Origin of the sequence: Ruegeria arenilitoris (assembly GCF_013032445.1) — a bacterium.
GTDB lineage: Bacteria > Pseudomonadota > Alphaproteobacteria > Rhodobacterales > Rhodobacteraceae > Ruegeria > Ruegeria arenilitoris_F.
The window spans coordinates 179,963-197,258 of record NZ_WQCA01000004.1 but is presented as its reverse complement, the minus strand read 5'-3'; the positions used below and the strand labels follow the sequence as shown (position 1 = coordinate 197,258).

Here is a 17,296-nt window from a genome sequence, read left to right as displayed (position 1 = left end):
AATGGCATTTCCAAATCTGGATACTGGCGGACTGTGGCTGGGACGTGTGGAGCGTGAGGGTATTGGTCCATGCGTCGTGACCTTCCGCGACGGGCAACTGCTTGATATCACGTCCAAAGAAGCACCGACCGTGCGCGATATCGTGGAACGCGATGATGCTGCCGACTACACACGCTCAGCACCGGGTGAGACCTTGGGTCCGCTGGACGCCGGCCACCAGTGGCTGGCCCCATGCGATCTGCAGGCGGTGAAGGCCTGCGGTGTTACCTTCGCGGGCTCCATGGTTGAGCGTGTGATCGAAGAGCAAGCCGCCGGTGACCCGGCCAAAGCCGACGCGATCCGCTCCCGTATTGGCGCTCGCATCGGCGACAGCCTGACCAATATCGTGCCCGGGTCTGACGCGGCCGAACGAGCGAAAGAGGCACTGATCACCGAGGGCCTGTGGAGCCAGTATCTGGAAGTCGGAATCGGCCCGGATGCCGAGGTGTTCTCCAAGGCGCAGGTACTGTCTTCAGTGGGGTTTGGCGCGGATGTTGGCCTGCACCCGATCTCAACCTGGAATAATCCCGAACCCGAGGTGGTTCTGGCCGTCAGTTCACAGGGTCAGATCAAGGGCGCAACGCTGGGCAATGACGTCAACCTGCGCGATGTCGAGGGGCGCTCAGCCCTGCTGTTGAGCAAGGCCAAGGACAACAACGCCTCGTGCGCGATCGGGCCAATGATCCGGCTGTTCGATGAAAGCTTCTCGCTGGATGACGTACGCGCCGCAGAGCTGACGCTGACTGTGACCGGGCCTGATGGCTTTGAGATGCAAGGCCATTCCTCGATGGCGCAGATCAGCCGTGACCCGGTCGATCTGGTGACCCAGACAATTGGTCGGCATCACCAGTATCCCGATGGTATCATGCTGTTTCTCGGAACCCTCTTTGCACCGACCCAGGATCGCGATGCTCCGGGGGGTGGGTTCACTCATAAACTGGGTGATATCGTCACGATTTCAAACGATAAGCTGGGTGCGCTGACCAACACCGTGCGCCTGTCGACCGAATGCCCGGAATGGAAGTTCGGGGCGTCTCACCTGATGCGAAACCTCGCCCGGCGCGGGCTGATTTAAGGAAGAATTGAACATGTTGACCGGAAAGCACCTGATCGCGGGCGAATGGGTCGGGACCGAGGCCACTTTCGCATCGGACCCAGCACACGGGCCAAGCCATGACTTCTCTGTTGGGACGCCTGCGCATGTGGACACCGCCGTTCAGGCGGCGGAAGAAGCCTTTGCCACATTCGGCTGGTCCACGCGGACCGAGCGCGCTGCGCTGCTGCGGAAAATTGCAGATGAGATTGACGCACGCGGCGACGCGATCACCGAAATCGGATGTCAGGAAACCGGCCTACCCGAGGCGCGGCTGCAAGGTGAGCGAGGCAGGACTGTTGGCCAATTGCGCCTGTTCGCAGATCACATCGAAACCGGCGCGTATCTGGACCATCGCCACGACCCAGCCTTGCCGGACCGAGCGCCCTTGCCTCGTCCTGACCTGCAGATGATCCAGCGACCTTTGGGCCCGGTCGCAGTGTTTGGGGCGTCGAACTTTCCGCTGGCGTTCTCGGTCGCGGGTGGGGATACGGCGGCGGCCTTGGCTGCGGGCTGTCCCGTGGTTGTCAAAGGCCACCCGGCACATCCCGGCACCGGTGAGATCGTGGCGCAAGCGATTGACGCGGCGATCAAGGCGACCGGCACCCCTGCGGGCACGTTCTCGTTGATCCAAAGCGATGGGATCGGGGTCGGAACCGCTCTGGCGCAGCACCCTCTGATCCGAGCAGTCGGGTTCACCGGATCATTGCGTGCCGGTCGCGCGCTGTTTGACATCTGCGCGCAGCGCCCCGAACCTATCCCGTTCTTTGGTGAGCTGGGCTCGGTCAACCCGATGTTTGTTCTGCCCAAAGCCGCAGCGGCCCGGGGTGCCGAGATCGGCACCGGCTGGGCCGGTTCCCTGACCATGGGTGCAGGTCAGTTCTGCACCAATCCCGGCATTGCCATCGTAGTTGACGGACCGGATGCGGATGCCCTGCAGGCGGCGGCGCAGTCCGCTTTGGCCGAGACCGCAGAGCAGACCATGCTGACCAGCGGAATTTCAGACGCGTATCGCAAGGGAGTGGCACAATTCTCCGAGGGTGCCGGAGTTATTCAGATTGTCAGCAAAGACAGCGCGCCCCGCAGCGCAGCGCCAAACCTGTTTGCCGTCTCGGGCGACAATTGGCTGGCCGATGACAGCCTGCACGATGAGGTCTTTGGCCCCACCGGCATCATCGTGCGCGCCCGGGACGTTGATCAGATGACCGACATCGCCCGCGCAATTGAAGGCCAACTGACCTGCACCCTGCACACGGACGCCGAGGATGCGGACACCGCGCGCAAACTGGTGCCCGTGCTGGAACGTAAGGCCGGACGGCTGCTGGCCAACGACTTCCCTACCGGTGTCGAGGTCTGCGACAGCATGGTGCATGGTGGCCCCTACCCTGCCTCGACCAATTTCGGCGCGACCTCGGTCGGCACCCTGTCGATCCGGCGTTTTTTGCGACCGGTTTGCTATCAGAACCTGCCGGTGGAACTTCTGCCTGAACAAGTGTGAGAGACCCGATGACTTCCTCAAACCGTTTATCCGGCAAAACTGCCCTGATTACAGCTGCAGGCCAAGGGATCGGGCGCGCCTCGGTAGAGCTTTTTGCAGCCGAAGGCGCGCAAGTCATTGCGTGCGATATCAATGAGGCGTCGCTGTCCGATTTGGCGAAAATCCCCGATGTTCAAACTCTGAAACTGGACGTCACTGACGCGGGTGCCGTTCAGGCCGCCACGGCGGAGCTGCCGCCGTTGGACGTGTTGTTCAACTGCGCGGGCTATGTTGCGGGTGGGTCAATTCTGGAATGCGAGGAAAAGGACTGGGACTTCAGCTTTGATCTGAACGTCAAGGCCATGTACCGGCTGATCCGCCTGACCCTGCCTGCGATGCTGGTAAACGGCGGCGGATCAATCATCAACATGTCTTCGGTCGCGTCATCTCTGAAAGGTGTACCGAACCGGTTCGCCTATTGTGCCTCCAAAGCGGCGGTGATCGGTTTGACCAAGTCGGTGGCCGCAGATTTCGTGACCCAAGGAATTCGCTGCAACGCAATCTGCCCTGGCACGGTCGCCAGCCCCAGCCTGCACGACCGGCTGCGCGCCACTGGCGACTACGAACAGGCCATGACGGATTTCATCGCGCGTCAGCCGATGGGCCGGATCGGAACGGCCGAGGAAGTGGCCGAACTTGCGCTGTATCTGGCAAGCGACGCCAGCAACTATACCACGGGTCAGCCCTTTGCCATCGATGGCGGCTGGACCATCTGAGTTGAAAAGGAACAGGAAATGAAGCTTTTACGCTATGGACCGGTTGGCGCGGAAAAACCCGGTGCGCTGGATGAGGACGGAAATATCCGCGATCTGTCCGGCGTTATTGGCGATATTTCGGGCGATGTGCTGGGCGACGAGGGTCTGGCGCGCTTGCGCGCGCTCGATCTGGCAGGACTGCCGGTTGTCGAGGGCAACCTGCGCATCGGTGCCTGTGTGGGTCAGGTAGGCAAGTTCATCTGCATCGGACTGAACTACGCTGACCACGCGGCCGAAAGCGGTATGGAGCTGCCTGCCGAACCGGTGATCTTTTTCAAGGCGACCTCTGCTATCGTCGGACCGAACGACACCGTCGAAATCCCGCGCGGTTCGGTTAAGACAGATTGGGAAGTTGAACTGGGCGTGGTGATCGGCAAAGAGGCAAAATACGTCTCCGAGGTCGACGCGCTGGACCACGTGGCTGGCTATTGCGTGGTCAACGACCTGTCAGAGCGTGACTTTCAGCTGCATCGCTCGGGGCAATGGGTCAAAGGCAAATCCGCTGACACGTTCGGTCCGATTGGTCCTTGGTTGGTGACACGGGACGAAGTTACCGATCCGCAGAACCTGCCGATGTATCTTGAGGTCAACGGCCACCGCTATCAGGACGGATCGACCAACACGATGCATTTCGGTGTCGCCACCGTGGTCTCGCACCTGTCGCAATTCATGTCGCTACAACCGGGCGATGTGATCTCGACCGGGACGCCTCCGGGCGTGGGCATGGGGCAGAACCCGCAGACCTATCTTAAGCCCGGCGACAAGATGGAGCTGGGCATCGAAGGGCTGGGCGTGCAGCGTCAGGATGTTGTGCAGGGCTGATCTGCCGAGATGAAAAAGGCCCCGGCCAAATGGGCCGGGGCCTTATTGTTTTTATTGTCAGTCAATCAGCCCGGCCAGGGCAGCGAATAGGTTTTAACGTTAGTGAAAAACTTCATCGCTTCGATGACGCCTTCCTTGACGCCGTTGCCGCTGTCCTTGATGCCCCCAAACGGGGACATTTCGATCCGGTAACCCGGCTGTTCCCAGATGTTGCAGGTACCGACGTCCAGCCCGTTGATATATGCAATCGCGCGGTTCAGGTCGTTGGTGCACACGCCCGAGGACAGGCCGAACTCGGTGCTGTTCGAGATCGCCATGACTTCGGCGTCATTGTCCGGCACGCGCACGATTGGGACGATTGGACCAAAGGTCTCTTCCATCACCAACTCGCTGTTATGGGGCACCTTGTCGACCACGATGGGCGGCAGCAATGCGCCCTGACGACCGGGGTGGTAGAGGATTTCCGCACCCTCTTCCTCGGCCATGTAGACGCGTTTTTCGAACAGCTCGGCGGCCTCGGCATGGATTACGCAACCCAGCTCGGTCTCGGGGTCCTGCGGATCGCCAAACTTGAGCTTTTTGGCTTTCTCCAGAACCAGCGGGACGAATTTGTCTGCCACGCTTTCCTGCACCAAGATGCGTTTGATCGCGGTGCAGCGCTGGCCCGAGTTACCGGTGGCCCCGGCCACGGCGATAGTGGCGGCTTTCTCCAGATCGGCATCGCTCAGGTCGTTCAAAACGATCAGGGGGTCATTGCCACCCAGTTCCAGCGCCTGACGTTTGTAACCCGCTTTCGAGGCGATCATTTTGCCCACCGGTACACCACCGGTGAAGGTGATGATGTCGATGTGTTCATTGGTGATCATCTCTTCGCCGATATCCTGCGGCCAGCCGGTGACCACCTGGAACATCTCGGGCGGCAGACCGGCCTCATAGAGGATATCCGCCAGTGTCAGAGCGGTAAGCGGGGTCAGTTCGGTCGGTTTGCACACCATGCAGTTGTTCGTTGCAATCGCAGGCGCGATCTTATGGCTGACCATATTCAGCGGGTGGTTGAATGGGGTGATCGCGCTGATGGCTTTGACCGGTTCACGCTTGGTGAAAATCTTCCGTTCCTTGCCGTTATGGGTCAGATCGCATGAGAAAATCTCGCCATCGTCTTTCAGCGCCTCGGCGGCGGCGAATTGATAGACGTCCTGCGCGCGCTTGGTCTCATAGATTGCGTGCTGGTGGCAGATGCCAAGTTCCAGCGTCAACCACTTGGCCAGATACTCGCGCTTTTCGCCGATCAGTTCACCGGCACGTTGCAGGATCTGGCTGCGCTCGTACCGGGTCAGCTTGGGTGTGTAGTTCGCCGCAACCTCGAACGCCTTGCGGGCGTGCTCGGCGGTGCCAGCCGGCACATGGCCGACCACTTCGTTGGTGTAGGGATAGCGCACGGGAACGGTGGCCTCGGTAAAGACAATCTCTCCACCGATGCGCATCCCTTCGTTGCGGATGTCAGATGTATTCATGATCCCGTCCATTTACTGGGCCGCCGCTGTGGTGGCGTAGAAGAAGGCGTCAAAGTTGCGCAGCTCGGGCGCGTTGCCCAGATCGATAACGCGGTTGACGATGAAGGGGACTTCCTGCTCGGTCAAACCACCATGGCTGCGCAGCGGTTCCTTAAGCGCAGCCAGATCGTGGCGGTCGGCCGAGGTGCCGATGGTCATAGTTTCGCCCGAGATCATGACAATGTCTCCAATCCGGTCGGCGGGCAGTTCAAAGCGGCGGATCGCCTCTTCCTTGTCAACCACCAGGATCATGTCCTCAATGGCGTCCAGTTTGGCCATGATGTCGGCCTTGTCGGCACCTTCCGGCAGGTAAGCTGTGGCGAATGATCCCAGCGCGCCGTGGTGCACTACGTAGGGGTCGGTGATCGGCAGGATAACGCGGGCGGCGTCCTTACCCAGCCATTCGTCCATCAGGTCCTGCGCATAGATGACGTTGGGTTCGCCCGCTACGTTGTGCTTGGGCTTCATGCCATGGTCGGCAGTGATGACGATGGCAGCTCCCAGCTCGTCCAGCTGCGCCAGATACTTGTCGAACATGGCATAGAAATCCAGCGCGCCCTGCTGTTCGGGGGCGAACTTGTGCTGGATGTAGTCGGTGGTCGACAGGTACATGATGTCCGGCTTGAATTCCTTCAGCAGCTTGACGCCTGCGGCGAAAACAAACTCGGACAGTTCGGCCGAATAGACCTCGGGGACGTCCATGCCCAGCCATTCGCTGGCGTTGTCGATGCCGTGTTCGGCTTTGGTAGTTTCACCCGAACGTTCGGACGAGAAGGCAACCGCGCGGTCTTCGTCAAATTTCAGGCCAGCGCCCAGCAGCGCGCGCAGCTTGTCCTTGGCGGTGACCATGGCAACGCGGTACCCGGCCTCATAGAATTGCGAGAAAATGGTCGGCGCGCGCAGGAAGCGTACGTCGTTCATCATCACCTCTTCACCACTGTCCGGGTCGATCAGGTAGTTGCCGCAGATGCCGTGCACGATGGGCGGACGTCCGGTCGCGATCGACAGGTTGTTGGGGTTGGTGAAGGATGGGATCACCGAATGCGCCAGGCGGTCGGTGCCGGTTTCACGAATGCGCTTGAGCGTCGGCATCAGGCCCTTGGCAATGGCGACTTCCAGATATTCCGGCTCGCACCCGTCCAGGCAAATGGCGATTGCGGGAACTTTGGGCTGAGGGTAGACCCGCTCGTTGGCCGTGATCGGGGTGTGAAGTGTCATCTCTTGGTCCTTGGTGATGGCGTGCTTAGGCGCCTGAGTTAGGGTTGGGTTCGATCACGCCACTTTCGGGCGTGAGGATTGCATCGCCTTCTCGGCAGCGAGGAAGGCGTCTTTTGTTCCGGCAAAGTTACGGCCGCGCTCTCCGGCGAAGGCGTCATTGATGATGTTCGTGCGTTGGTTTTCGGAGATGCCGTAATCTGCGAACCGGGTGGCCACACCGAGCCCGGTCAGGAAGGCGTTCAATCTGTCAGCCCCGGCTGCAAGATCGGGTCCGAAGATCTCATGCAGTGCGTCCTGACGAAAGCCGCCAAGGCCATCCACCGACCGCAGGATCACCGGCAGATTGAACGAGCACGCGATGCCATGCTGCACCCCCCATCCCAGTGTGATCGGATAGGACAGGCTATGCGCTATGGCGGTCTTGGTGTTGGAGAAAGCCAGACCGGCACTCAGGGACGCTTCGGCCATGCGGGTGCGCAGTTGCAGATTGCCCAGATCGCTCAGCAATGCGGGCAGCGTGTCCAGCACCTGCCGGGCGGCGGCAACCGCGTGGCGGGCCGAGATTGGGTTGGCGTTGATGTTCCAGATGCTCTCTAGCGCGTGGGATAGCGTGTCCAGCCCGGTGGCCAATGTCAGCCCGTAGGGTTTGTTAACCATAAGCGCCGGGTCGATCACCGCCGATTCCGGGTAGAGATTGGGCCGCGCCAGCGAGAATTTCTTGCCGGTCTCTTCCTGCCAGACGGTGGCCCAGCAGGTGACCTCACTGCCTGTACCGGCAGTTGTGGGGATTGCGATGATCGGGGTTGCGGCCAGGTCCTCGGCACCGGTTTTGGTTTCCAGAAACCGGGCGACCTTGCTGAAATCCCCTGCGGCGGCAGCAAACACCTTGGCCGAGTCGATCACCGACCCGCCGCCCAAAGCGACGATAACGTCCACATCGTCGAAGCGGGCGCATTGCTCCTGCAGCAGGCGGTAATCCGGGTTGGGGGCGACGTCATCAATGACCAATGCGGCAGGCCCGGCCATTTCCGCCAATTGCCCCGCCATCGCCTGAAACGGTGCGTCAGGATAGGTCACCAAAGCGTATCGGCGGCCAATGATCAGCTGCGGCACTTCGTTTAATGTTCCGGTACCGAACAAAGTTCTAACCGGGTTGGAATATGTCCACATCAGGGGTCTCACACCAAAACAAAGGATTCGCCTTGTTGGGCGCAATCTGCTGCAAATTTCTCCATCGGTCCAATAGATTGTTTTGATCTATTTCATTGATTGAAGCTATAGTTTAACTGCACCCGTGTTTCAGTCTTAACCGCTTGAAACCAGTTTGGAGAAAGGACGTGAAACGGGGATGAAACTCGGTTGACCTTGCCACCAGATGCGGCGTGTCACCTGATTGTAATCAAGGCGTGTAAGGGACTTGGAAATCCATCCCTCATTTTGTATTTTGGATACAAGTTTCATGCACCCGAGACCACCGAATGCCCAGAACCCGCGCGATCCCCCGACAAAGCCTGCCCGAAGTCATCACCAACGATCTACGCGAGCGGATTCTGAGTGGTGAAATGGCCGAAGGCGAGACCATCAGACAGGAAGCACTGGCCGAGGATTACGACGTCTCGCGTATGCCGATCCGCGAGGCGCTGAAACGGCTGGATGCCGAAGGTCTTGTGCAGTTGACCAACAATCGAGGCGCATCGGTCACCAAGCATTCGCTATCAGAAATCGGTGAGATTTTTGATCTGCGCGTGTTGCTGGAAGTGGATCTGTTCCAACGCGCCATCCCGCAGATGGCTGAGGCTGATTTCATCGAATGCGACCGGATTCTGGATGAGATGGAGAAGTCCTACGACGCCTATGATGTGGGCCGCTGGGGTAGTCTGAACAACGAATACCATATGGCGCTTTATGCTGCCGCGGGGCGCGGGTTGAGCAATGAAATCCTTCAGCGGGTCAATGTGCAATCCGACCGGTATGTCCGGATGCACCTCAGCGTCATGGAACAACGCGAACCGGCCAAGAAAGACCATAGAGAACTGTTGTCACTGGCCCGCGACGGCCGGGTCGAGGACGCCTGCGCCCTGCTGACCCGACATATTCAGCGCACCAAGGACCAGTTGCTGGAAATGGTCATTGCCACGCGCAAAAGCGAATAAGCCCAATTAATCCAGAGGATGCAGGCAGGCCACCTGATGGTCCTCACCGCTCAGTTCGGGTGGGGCGGCACGGCATTCCTCGGTCGCCAGCCAGCAACGTTGAGCAAAAGCACAACCTTTGGGGATGTTCATTGGTGAGGGCAGCTCACCTTCCAATTTGATCCGCTCTTTCCGCGCCTCTGGGTCGGCACGCGGGGTCGTGGACAGTAGCGCCTTGGAATAGGGATGCCGGGGGGCTGCGAACAGCAGCTCTTTCGGGGCTTTTTCAACGGCCCGACCCAGATACATTACAATCACGTCATCGGCGAAGTGTTTCACCACCGACAGGTCATGCGAGATGAAAAGATAGGCCAGGTTCAGACGCTCTTGCAGTTCGACCAGAAGGTTCAGAATCTGCGACTGGATCGAGACATCCAGCGCCGAGACCGGCTCGTCCAGCACAAGCACCTTGGGGTTGAGCATCAGCGCGCGTGCGATGGCGATCCGCTGACGCTGCCCGCCCGAGAACATATGCGGATAGCGGTCGTAATGTTCGGGGCGCAGACCGACGAGGTCGATCATCTCACGCGCCCGAGCTTCGCGATCAGCGGCAGACATGTCGGGCCGGTTGATGATCAGCGGTTCCTGCAAGATTTGCCCGATCCGCTGGCGTGGATTGAGCGAGCCGTAAGGGTCTTGAAACACGATCTGAACCGTCTCGCGCATCTGCGCCCATTTTGATGGTGTGATGTCGACACCGTCGATGGTCAGATTGCCCGAGGTCGGCTCCTCGATCATCGTCACCACGCGCGCGAGTGTCGATTTCCCACAGCCGGATTCACCGACGATGGCCAGAGTTTTGCCGGGTTTCAGGTCGAAATCGACGCCGGACAGAGCTTTGACCGTTGCCGGTTTCGACAGCAACCCGCCCTTGACGATGTAGTGCCGAGCCAAGGCGCTTGCCTGAACAATAGGTGCGGTCATGCCATTTCTCCGGCGGTTATCTTTTCGACATAGTGGCAGCGGGCCTTGCCGAACTCCGCACTATGCGGGGTCGGCGGCAGGGAACGGCACAGATCGTCCGCAAACTGGCATCGGGGGCTGAACAGGCACCCTTTGGGCCGGTCGAACTGACCGGGGACCACGCCCGGAATGGTAGGCAACATTTTCGATGTGGCCCGTTCCGGCAATGCGCTCAGAAGCGCCGAGGTGTAGGGATGGCGCGGTGTCCGAAACAGGTCTTTGACGGGCTGTTCCTCGACTTTTTGGCCGGCATATTGCACCTGCACGCGCTCGGCCGTTTCAGCAACCACGCCCATATCGTGGGTGATCAGCACCAGACCCATGCCCTGTTCGTCACGCAACCGTACCAGCAGATCCAGAATCTGCGCCTGAATGGTCACGTCCAGCGCCGTTGTGGGTTCATCCGCGATCAGCAGTTTCGGAGTGCAGGCAATCGCCATCGCGATCATTACCCGCTGATTCATCCCTCCCGACATCTGGTGCGGAAAAGTGTTCAGGCGGCTTTCCGGGGCCGGGATACCGACCTGATCGAACAGCTCAATGGCGCGTTGGTGGCGGTCTTTTCGATTCAGGCCCAGATGGATGCGCAGGGCTTCCTTGATCTGAAAGCCGACCGTGAAGCAGGGGTTCAGCGACGACATCGGCTCCTGAAAGATCATGGCGATGTCTTTACCGATGATCTTACGGCGGTCGCGGGCCGAGATTTTGGTCAGGTCGATGCCTTCGAAACTTAACTGGTCGGCGGTGATCGTGGCGGTCCAGGGCAGCAGACCCATCAGCGCCAGCATCGACACAGATTTGCCCGAGCCGCTTTCGCCGACGATGGCCATCAACTCGCCCTTGTCGACCGACAGGTCCACCCCGTCCACGGCCCGGAACTTGCCCGAAGCGGTTGCGAATTCGACGGTGAGGTTTCGGATATCCAACAGGCTCATGTCGTCAGCTCCGCTTCAGTTTCGGGTCCAGCGCGTCGCGCAGACCGTCGCCCATCAGGTTGATGGCCAGCACCGTTACCAAGATGGCGAGGCCGGGGAAGGTCACCACCCACCACGCGCGCAGAATGAATTCACGCGCTTCGGCCAGCATGGTGCCCCATTCCGGTGTGGGCGGCTGTGCGCCCATGCCCAGAAAGCCAAGGGCGGCGGCGTCCAAAATAGCGGTTGAAAACGACAGTGCCGCTTGCACGATGATCGGAGCCAGACAGTTGGGCAGCACGGTTTTGAACATCAACCGCGCCTTGCCCGCACCCGCAACGCGGGCCGAAGTCACATAATCTTTCTGTCGCTCCGACAGCACGGATGCTCGGGTCAGGCGCACGTAATGCGGCTGAAACACGATAGCGATGGCGATCATCGCGTTGGTCAACGACGGCCCGAGGATGGCGACCAACACCAGCGCCAGCAGCAGCGACGGGAAGGACAGGATGATATCCATCACTCGCATGATCAGCGTATCGATCCATTTCGGCGCAAACCCGGACAGCAGCCCGATGATCACGCCACCTGTCACAGCGACACAGACCACAACGATGCCGACAAAAAAGGAATAGCGCGATCCCATGATCAGGCGCGACAGCATATCCCGGCCCAGCGGGTCGGTGCCCAATGGGAAGGCCCAGCTGCCGCCCTCTTGCCATGCTGGCGGCTGCAGAATGTGCGCGCGGAACTGCTCGGTCGGGTCATAGGGTGCCAACAGGGGTGCGAAGGCAGCACAGAAGACAAAGGCCAGGAAAACCCACAGGCCCATCACTGCTCCGCGGTTCTCGCTGAAATAGTACCAGAACTCGCGCAGGGCGCTGGGGCGGTCTTCGGTTTTGGGCGCGTTTGCAGATAGTTCAGCCATCACCGCCTCCGGATTTTGGGGTTGATGATGCCGTAGAGGACATCGACCAGAAGGTTCACTAGCATCACGATCACGGCGATCATCAACAGGCCGCCCTGCACCACCGGGTAGTCGCGGCGGAAAATGCTGTCGACCATCCATTTGCCGATACCCGGCCAACTAAAGATCGTTTCCGTCAGGATCGCGCCAGCCAACAGAGTTCCGACCGACAGGCCGATTACTGTGATCACCGGGATCAGGGCGTTGCGCAGCGCGTGCAGCCCGTTGATCCGTGAAGGCGAAAGACCCTTGGCCCGAGCGGTGCGGATGTAATCCTCGCCCAGCACTTCCAACATGGCCGAGCGTGTTTGCCGAGCGATCACCGCAAGCGGGATAGTGCCCAGAACGATGGTCGGCAGGATCAGGTGACGGACGGCAGATCCGAACGCCCCGGGCTGCCCCGATAACAGACTGTCGATCAGCATAAAGCCGGTGACGCTTGGGAAGTAGTACAGTAGGTCGATCCGGCCCGAGACCGGCGTCCAGCCCAGATTGCCCGAGAACACGATGATCAGCAGTAGCGCCCACCAGAAAATCGGCATCGAATATCCAACCAGCGCCGAAGACATCAGCGCCCGGTCAAAGAACTTGCCCCGGTTCACAGCGGCGATCACGCCAGCTGGCAAGCCAAGAGCCACAGCAAAGATCATCGCGCAGATCGACAGTTCCAATGTTGCAGGGAACAGCGCAAAGAACTCATCCCAGACAGGCTTCTTGGTGACAAAGCTTTCGCCCAGATCGCCATGCATGACGCCGACCAGATAGTCCCAGTATTGCTGCAGGACCGGTTTGTCGAAGCCCAGCTTCTCAACCATCTCCTGATAACGTTCCTCGGTCATGCCGCGTTCGCCGGCCATGACGATGATAGGATCGCCCGGCAGGACCCGGATGAACATGAAGGAAATCAGCGTCACGCCCAGAAAGGTCGGGATGAACATACCCAGGCGGGTTAGAAAATAGCCAAACATCAGCGACCTATGATTGTGAGATCTTTGGGAAAGCTGGTCAGCGACCGGCAACCATCTTCGGTCACCAATACGTCATCTTCGATGCGTACGCCGAAATTGTCCAGTTCATAAAGCCCCGGTTCGTTGGTCCAGACCATGCCGGGAAGGATTTTCTGGTCATTTCCACGCATGATGTATGGTGCTTCATGCACGTCCCGGCCCAACCCGTGACCCGTCTTGGTACGAATACGGTCAGCATAGGGCGAGGCTTCGAGCACGCTGATCACCGCGTCGTCGATGTCGTGGGCGGTGACGCCGGGGCGGCAAGCCTCGAACCCTGCGCGGTTGGCACGCAGAACGGTGTTGTAGACATCCCTGCCCTCGTCCGAAACTTCGGCCACAAAGAAAGTGCGGGTGATGTCGGCGGCGAACCCATGTTTACGGGCGCCGAAATCAAACAGCAACGCGTCGCCCGGTTTGATCTTGTAATCCGCGCGTGCCTTGCCGTGGGGTCGCGCCGAGTTATCCCCTGCTGCAACGATCGGCGCAAAGGCCAGCGATGCCGCGCCTTCGGCAAACAGGGCTTGAACCAGAGCCTGCTCAATCTGAACTTCGGTCTGGCCGACGCGCACATCCGCGATAACGCGGGCCAAGGCACGTTCCGAAATATCAATCGCCGCCTGCATTGCTGCGATGTCGGCTTCGGTCTTGCAAATTCGCAGGCCGGAAATCTCACGCTCGGCATCGACAATCCGTAGGTTCGGCAGCGCGTTGGTGAAAGCCTTGGACACAAAGACCCGCATCACTTGCCCTTCGACAGCAAGCGACGTCAGTGGCGTATGGTCGGCCAGCGCGACAAACGCATCGTCATAGCCGGTTTGGTCGAACCAGTCGAAGACAGCGCCTTCGAACCCGACCAACTCCCATGACCCCAGTTCAAGATTGGGTACTACCGCAGCTGGCGCACCTTCGGCCGGGATCACGACCACAAAGGGCCGTTCGTGGCTCATGAAGGGCTTTCCCAAAGCGCGGGTGAAATTCGGACCGGGCACAAGCGCCACGGCATCCACTGACATGTCCTTTGCCAGTTGACGGTACTCGGACAAATCCGGCATTGACGCCGACCTCCAGAAATAGAAAACCGGAGCCGCCTAATCGACGGCTCCGGTCTGTGAGTGGTGGTTTATTCGACGCTCACGCCATAGAAGATGTGACCGCCCAGCGGGTGTACTTTGTAGCCCTGCACTTCATTGCGCATCGGCATGAAAACAACCGAGTGTGCGATGGTCGCCCACGGCGCCTGCTCTTTGAAGATCACCTGAGCGTCTTCATACAGCTTGGTGCGTTCGGCCTGATCGGTGGTCTGCTTGGCCTGCAGAATCAGGTCTTCGAACGGCTGGTGGCACCATTGTGCGCGGTTCGAAGCTTCGCGACCGTCACAACCCAGCAGAACGGCCAGGAAGTTGTCTGGGTCGCCGTTGTCGCCGGTCCAGCCCAGCAGAACAGCACCATCACGGTTCAGTTCTTTCGAGCGTGACAGGTACTCGCCCCATTCGTAGGACACGATCTCGACATCCACGCCAACCTTGGCGAAATCTGCCTGGATCAGCTCGGCCATACGGCGGGCGTTCGGGTTGTACGGACGCTGAACCGGCATCGCCCAGATCTTCATCGACAGATCGGATACGCCTTCGGCCTCTAGCATCGCCTTGGCCGCTTCGGGATCATAGGCGTCGTCGGTGATGGCGTCGTTATAACCCCACATGGTCGGCGGGATCGGGTTCTTGGCCACCTGGCCCGAGCCCTGGAACACCACGTCGATGATGGCGTTCTTGTCGATTGCCATGTTCAGCGCCTTACGGACGTTCGGATTATCGAACGGTTCCATGGTGGTGTTGTAGGCCAGATACCCAACGTTCAGGCCTTCCTGCTCCATCATGTTGATGTCGGCGTCATCCTTCATCGCCTGAATGTCGGCGGGGTTCGGATAGGGCATGATGTGGCATTCGCCGGCCTTCAGCTTTTGATAGCGAACCGATGCGTCCGGAGTGATCGCGAAGATCAGGTTTTCAACCGCCGCCGGGTCGTTCCAGTAATCGGCATTCTGGGCATAACGGATCACCGCGTCTTTCTGATATGCCACGAACGAGAACGGACCGGTGCCGATAGGCGCGGTGTTCAGCTTTTCAGGTGTGCCCGCTTCCATCATCGCATCCGCGTATTCGGCCGACAGGATCGAGGCGAAATCCATCGCCATGTTGGCAACAAACGGCGCTTCGGGCTTGGTGAGTGTGAATTTCACCGTGTAGTCGTCGACCTTTTCGATGGACTCGACCAGATCGGGCATGCCCATGCCCTGGAAGTACTCCCAAGTACCGCCCGAGACCTGATTGTAGGGGTGGCCTTCGTCCTTCTGACGCATGAACGAGAAGATCACGTCATCGGCGTTGAAATCGCGGGTCGGGGTGAATTCGTCGTTCGAGTGGAACTTGACGCCCTGACGCAGTTTGAAAGTGTATTCCAGACCGTCATCGCTGGCCTCGACACTTTCCGCCAAACCGGGGATCACGTTGGTGGTGCCGGTTTCGAACTCGAGCAGGCGGTTGTAGATCGGGTGCGAAGAGGCATCAAAGGTCGTGCCGGCGGTGAACAGCGCCGGGTCGAAGCCTTCGGGCGAGCCTTCCGAACAATAGACCAGCGTGTTCGCTTGTGCCGCGGCAGCCGACAGGGCAATCGCAGCAGTTGCGGCCATTAATTTCAGTTTCATGTGGGTCTCCCAGAAATGATTTTATTCAGACATTCGCGTTGCTCTTTGTGGCCAGAGCATTCTTGGACGACTCTGTTCGCCGCGAAATCTCTGCCCAATGTATCCAAAATACAAAATCCATTGTCAACTGACTTGCGCGCGTGATCGCGGACAGTTGGAAAACCGACTGGATACACCGGTACGTTCGGCCTTTTGGACCATATGGGCAAGAAGATTTTCAGACCGTCCGACAACAATAACTTGCCTAAAAATAGACGTTTAAGATGCAGGTTTTGGGTCGTACGTTATGTGCCCGCCGGGGCGAGATCACGTCTTTTGGCAGAGTATCACCCTGAAAAGGTTGGTGTGACACCGACGGGCGGGTTATCATTTATGTAAGTACCGATGCGATCCAGAAGTGGTCGGCGCGGGCAGCCCGGGCGCGTCACCGCACCCAGATCGCGCAGGTGACCCGGCGCGTCAAACGGCACAAAGCACAATGGCCACTTGTCGCGTTTGAACTGTTCCGCAGCCAGCGCCGAGACAATGGTGCAATCGTCCGAGTGGCAGATATGGCGGCAAATCGTTTCGAACCGAAGGGCACTCAGATCAAAGCGTTTGCCGACCCGGCGCGACGGATCTGGTTTGGGCAGACGGTCCTCCAGCGCATAACCGAAACTGTGCGGCAATCGGATGAAATCATGCGCGGGCACGTCTTCCGGTGCAATAGACGATAGCTGACACAGCGGGTGCCCTTCGCGCAAAGCCAGAAACAATGGCTCGATCCAGATTGAGGTGAAGTCCAGTGTCGCTGCTGTATTGGGTTTCGCGACCAAAGCGACGTCCAGCGTGTGATCCCCAACCATTTGCAACATATTCTGCGGCAGGTCCTCGATCATGGTGACCCGCATGTTTGGGAACAGCGTGCTGAACAAGTCTGAAAAATACTGCGTGAGGTATGGGGCAAGCGTCGGCGTCATTCCGATATGAAAGGGAACGGCCTCGGGGTCGCGGAACTGGGTTGCGGTATCTCGAATGTTCTGGGCGTCCTTAAGGATACGTTCGGCGATAGCAATTACCCGTTCTCCGCAAGTGGTCGGACGCACATCGTTATTGAGCCTCAGAAACAGATCCGTTCCCAACTCCTGCTCGAGCTTTTTAACCTGATTGGACAATGCGGGTTGAGAGACGTTACAAGCTACGGCTGCCTGACTGAATTGGCCATGTTTTGCGATGGCGAGAACGTATTCCAAATCTCTGAAATTCATAACTGCAATCCAAAACCGTGTTTTCCAACCCCGCCGGGGATGTTCTTTAGATACGCCAAAGCGGGTGTCATTGCAGGAAAGCGGGATCACAATCCCTGACAAAACCGTCATTCTGCGCCACTGAATAGCTCCACGCTGGCGGAGCAATCCATTTAACCAATTGAAATCACTTGTCGCGCTGACGTCTTACATCACGGCGGGCGTGACTATTTGCATTGGTTATATCCCCAATTCGAAGGATGAATTTTAGCTGACCGGCCGTGGTGACTACCCCTTTGCTAC

At 59.0% G+C, this 17,296-nt stretch carries 15 protein-coding genes; 5 read left to right on the top strand and 10 right to left on the bottom strand.

The features are described from left to right. The first annotated feature begins 1 nt into the window (after position 1). The 4 genes from GOW98_RS07185 to GOW98_RS07170 are packed head-to-tail and all read left to right on the top strand — an operon-like array spanning position 2 to position 4,246. Positions 2-1,114 (top strand): fumarylacetoacetate hydrolase family protein, encoded by a 1,113-nt coding sequence (locus GOW98_RS07185; protein WP_170330435.1) that lies wholly within the window; start codon positions 2-4, stop codon positions 1,112-1,114. A gap of 13 nt (positions 1,115-1,127) precedes the next feature. Next, positions 1,128-2,630 (top strand): aldehyde dehydrogenase (NADP(+)), encoded by a 1,503-nt coding sequence (locus GOW98_RS07180; protein WP_170330432.1) that lies wholly within the window; start codon positions 1,128-1,130, stop codon positions 2,628-2,630. Positions 2,631-2,638: 8 nt separating this feature from the next. Then, entirely contained in the window at positions 2,639-3,385 is a 747-nt protein-coding gene (locus GOW98_RS07175) for an SDR family oxidoreductase (protein WP_170330430.1), read from the top strand. An 18-nt stretch (positions 3,386-3,403) separates the two neighbouring features. Then, positions 3,404-4,246: a fumarylacetoacetate hydrolase family protein gene (locus GOW98_RS07170; protein WP_170330428.1), complete on the top strand. Its 843-nt coding sequence runs from the start codon at positions 3,404-3,406 to the stop codon at positions 4,244-4,246. 65 nt (positions 4,247-4,311) lie between these two features. Here GOW98_RS07170 and phnY read toward each other — a convergent pair whose 3' ends face one another. The 3 genes from phnY to psrA are packed head-to-tail and all read right to left on the bottom strand — an operon-like array spanning position 4,312 to position 8,187. Next, positions 4,312-5,760, bottom strand: coding sequence for a phosphonoacetaldehyde dehydrogenase (gene phnY / locus GOW98_RS07165; protein WP_170330425.1), 1,449 nt, complete (start codon positions 5,758-5,760; stop codon positions 4,312-4,314). A 12-nt stretch (positions 5,761-5,772) separates the two neighbouring features. Further along, positions 5,773-7,017, bottom strand: coding sequence for a phosphonoacetate hydrolase (gene phnA / locus GOW98_RS07160; RefSeq protein ID WP_170330423.1), 1,245 nt, complete (start codon positions 7,015-7,017; stop codon positions 5,773-5,775). 54 nt (positions 7,018-7,071) lie between these two features. Continuing rightward, positions 7,072-8,187 (bottom strand): iron-containing alcohol dehydrogenase PsrA, encoded by a 1,116-nt coding sequence (gene psrA, locus GOW98_RS07155; protein ID WP_170330421.1) that lies wholly within the window; start codon positions 8,185-8,187, stop codon positions 7,072-7,074. A gap of 308 nt (positions 8,188-8,495) precedes the next feature. Between psrA and GOW98_RS07150 the strand changes: the two genes are divergently transcribed. Next, a complete protein-coding gene (locus GOW98_RS07150; RefSeq protein ID WP_170330418.1) occupies positions 8,496-9,170 on the top strand; it encodes a GntR family transcriptional regulator in 675 nt (224 codons plus the stop codon). Positions 9,171-9,176: 6 nt separating this feature from the next. Here the strand turns inward: GOW98_RS07150 and GOW98_RS07145 are convergent, their stop codons facing one another. The 7 genes from GOW98_RS07145 to GOW98_RS07115 form a co-directional block, all read right to left on the bottom strand. Beyond that, entirely contained in the window at positions 9,177-10,133 is a 957-nt protein-coding gene (locus tag GOW98_RS07145; RefSeq protein ID WP_170330416.1) for an ABC transporter ATP-binding protein, read from the bottom strand. Beyond that, positions 10,130-11,107 carry an ABC transporter ATP-binding protein gene (locus GOW98_RS07140; RefSeq protein ID WP_170330414.1) on the bottom strand — a complete coding sequence of 326 codons (978 nt, stop codon included), beginning with the start codon at positions 11,105-11,107 and terminating at the stop codon, positions 10,130-10,132. Before GOW98_RS07140 ends, GOW98_RS07145 begins: the two co-directional genes overlap by 4 nt. A gap of 4 nt (positions 11,108-11,111) precedes the next feature. Continuing rightward, positions 11,112-12,014, bottom strand: a complete 903-nt coding sequence (locus GOW98_RS07135; RefSeq protein WP_170330412.1) for an ABC transporter permease subunit — start codon at positions 12,012-12,014, stop codon at positions 11,112-11,114. Then, a complete protein-coding gene (locus GOW98_RS07130) occupies positions 12,014-13,021 on the bottom strand; it encodes an ABC transporter permease subunit (RefSeq protein WP_170330409.1) in 1,008 nt (335 codons plus the stop codon). The genes GOW98_RS07135 and GOW98_RS07130 overlap by 1 nt, the downstream gene beginning before the upstream one ends. Next, positions 13,021-14,115 carry a M24 family metallopeptidase gene (locus GOW98_RS07125; RefSeq protein WP_170330407.1) on the bottom strand — a complete coding sequence of 365 codons (1,095 nt, stop codon included), beginning with the start codon at positions 14,113-14,115 and terminating at the stop codon, positions 13,021-13,023. The genes GOW98_RS07130 and GOW98_RS07125 overlap by 1 nt, the downstream gene beginning before the upstream one ends. 68 nt (positions 14,116-14,183) lie before the next feature. After that, entirely contained in the window at positions 14,184-15,767 is a 1,584-nt protein-coding gene (locus GOW98_RS07120) for an ABC transporter substrate-binding protein (RefSeq protein WP_170330405.1), read from the bottom strand. A 326-nt stretch (positions 15,768-16,093) separates the two neighbouring features. After that, positions 16,094-17,014: a LysR family transcriptional regulator gene (locus GOW98_RS07115; RefSeq protein ID WP_170330403.1), complete on the bottom strand. Its 921-nt coding sequence runs from the start codon at positions 17,012-17,014 to the stop codon at positions 16,094-16,096. Positions 17,015-17,296: the final 282 nt, after the last annotated feature.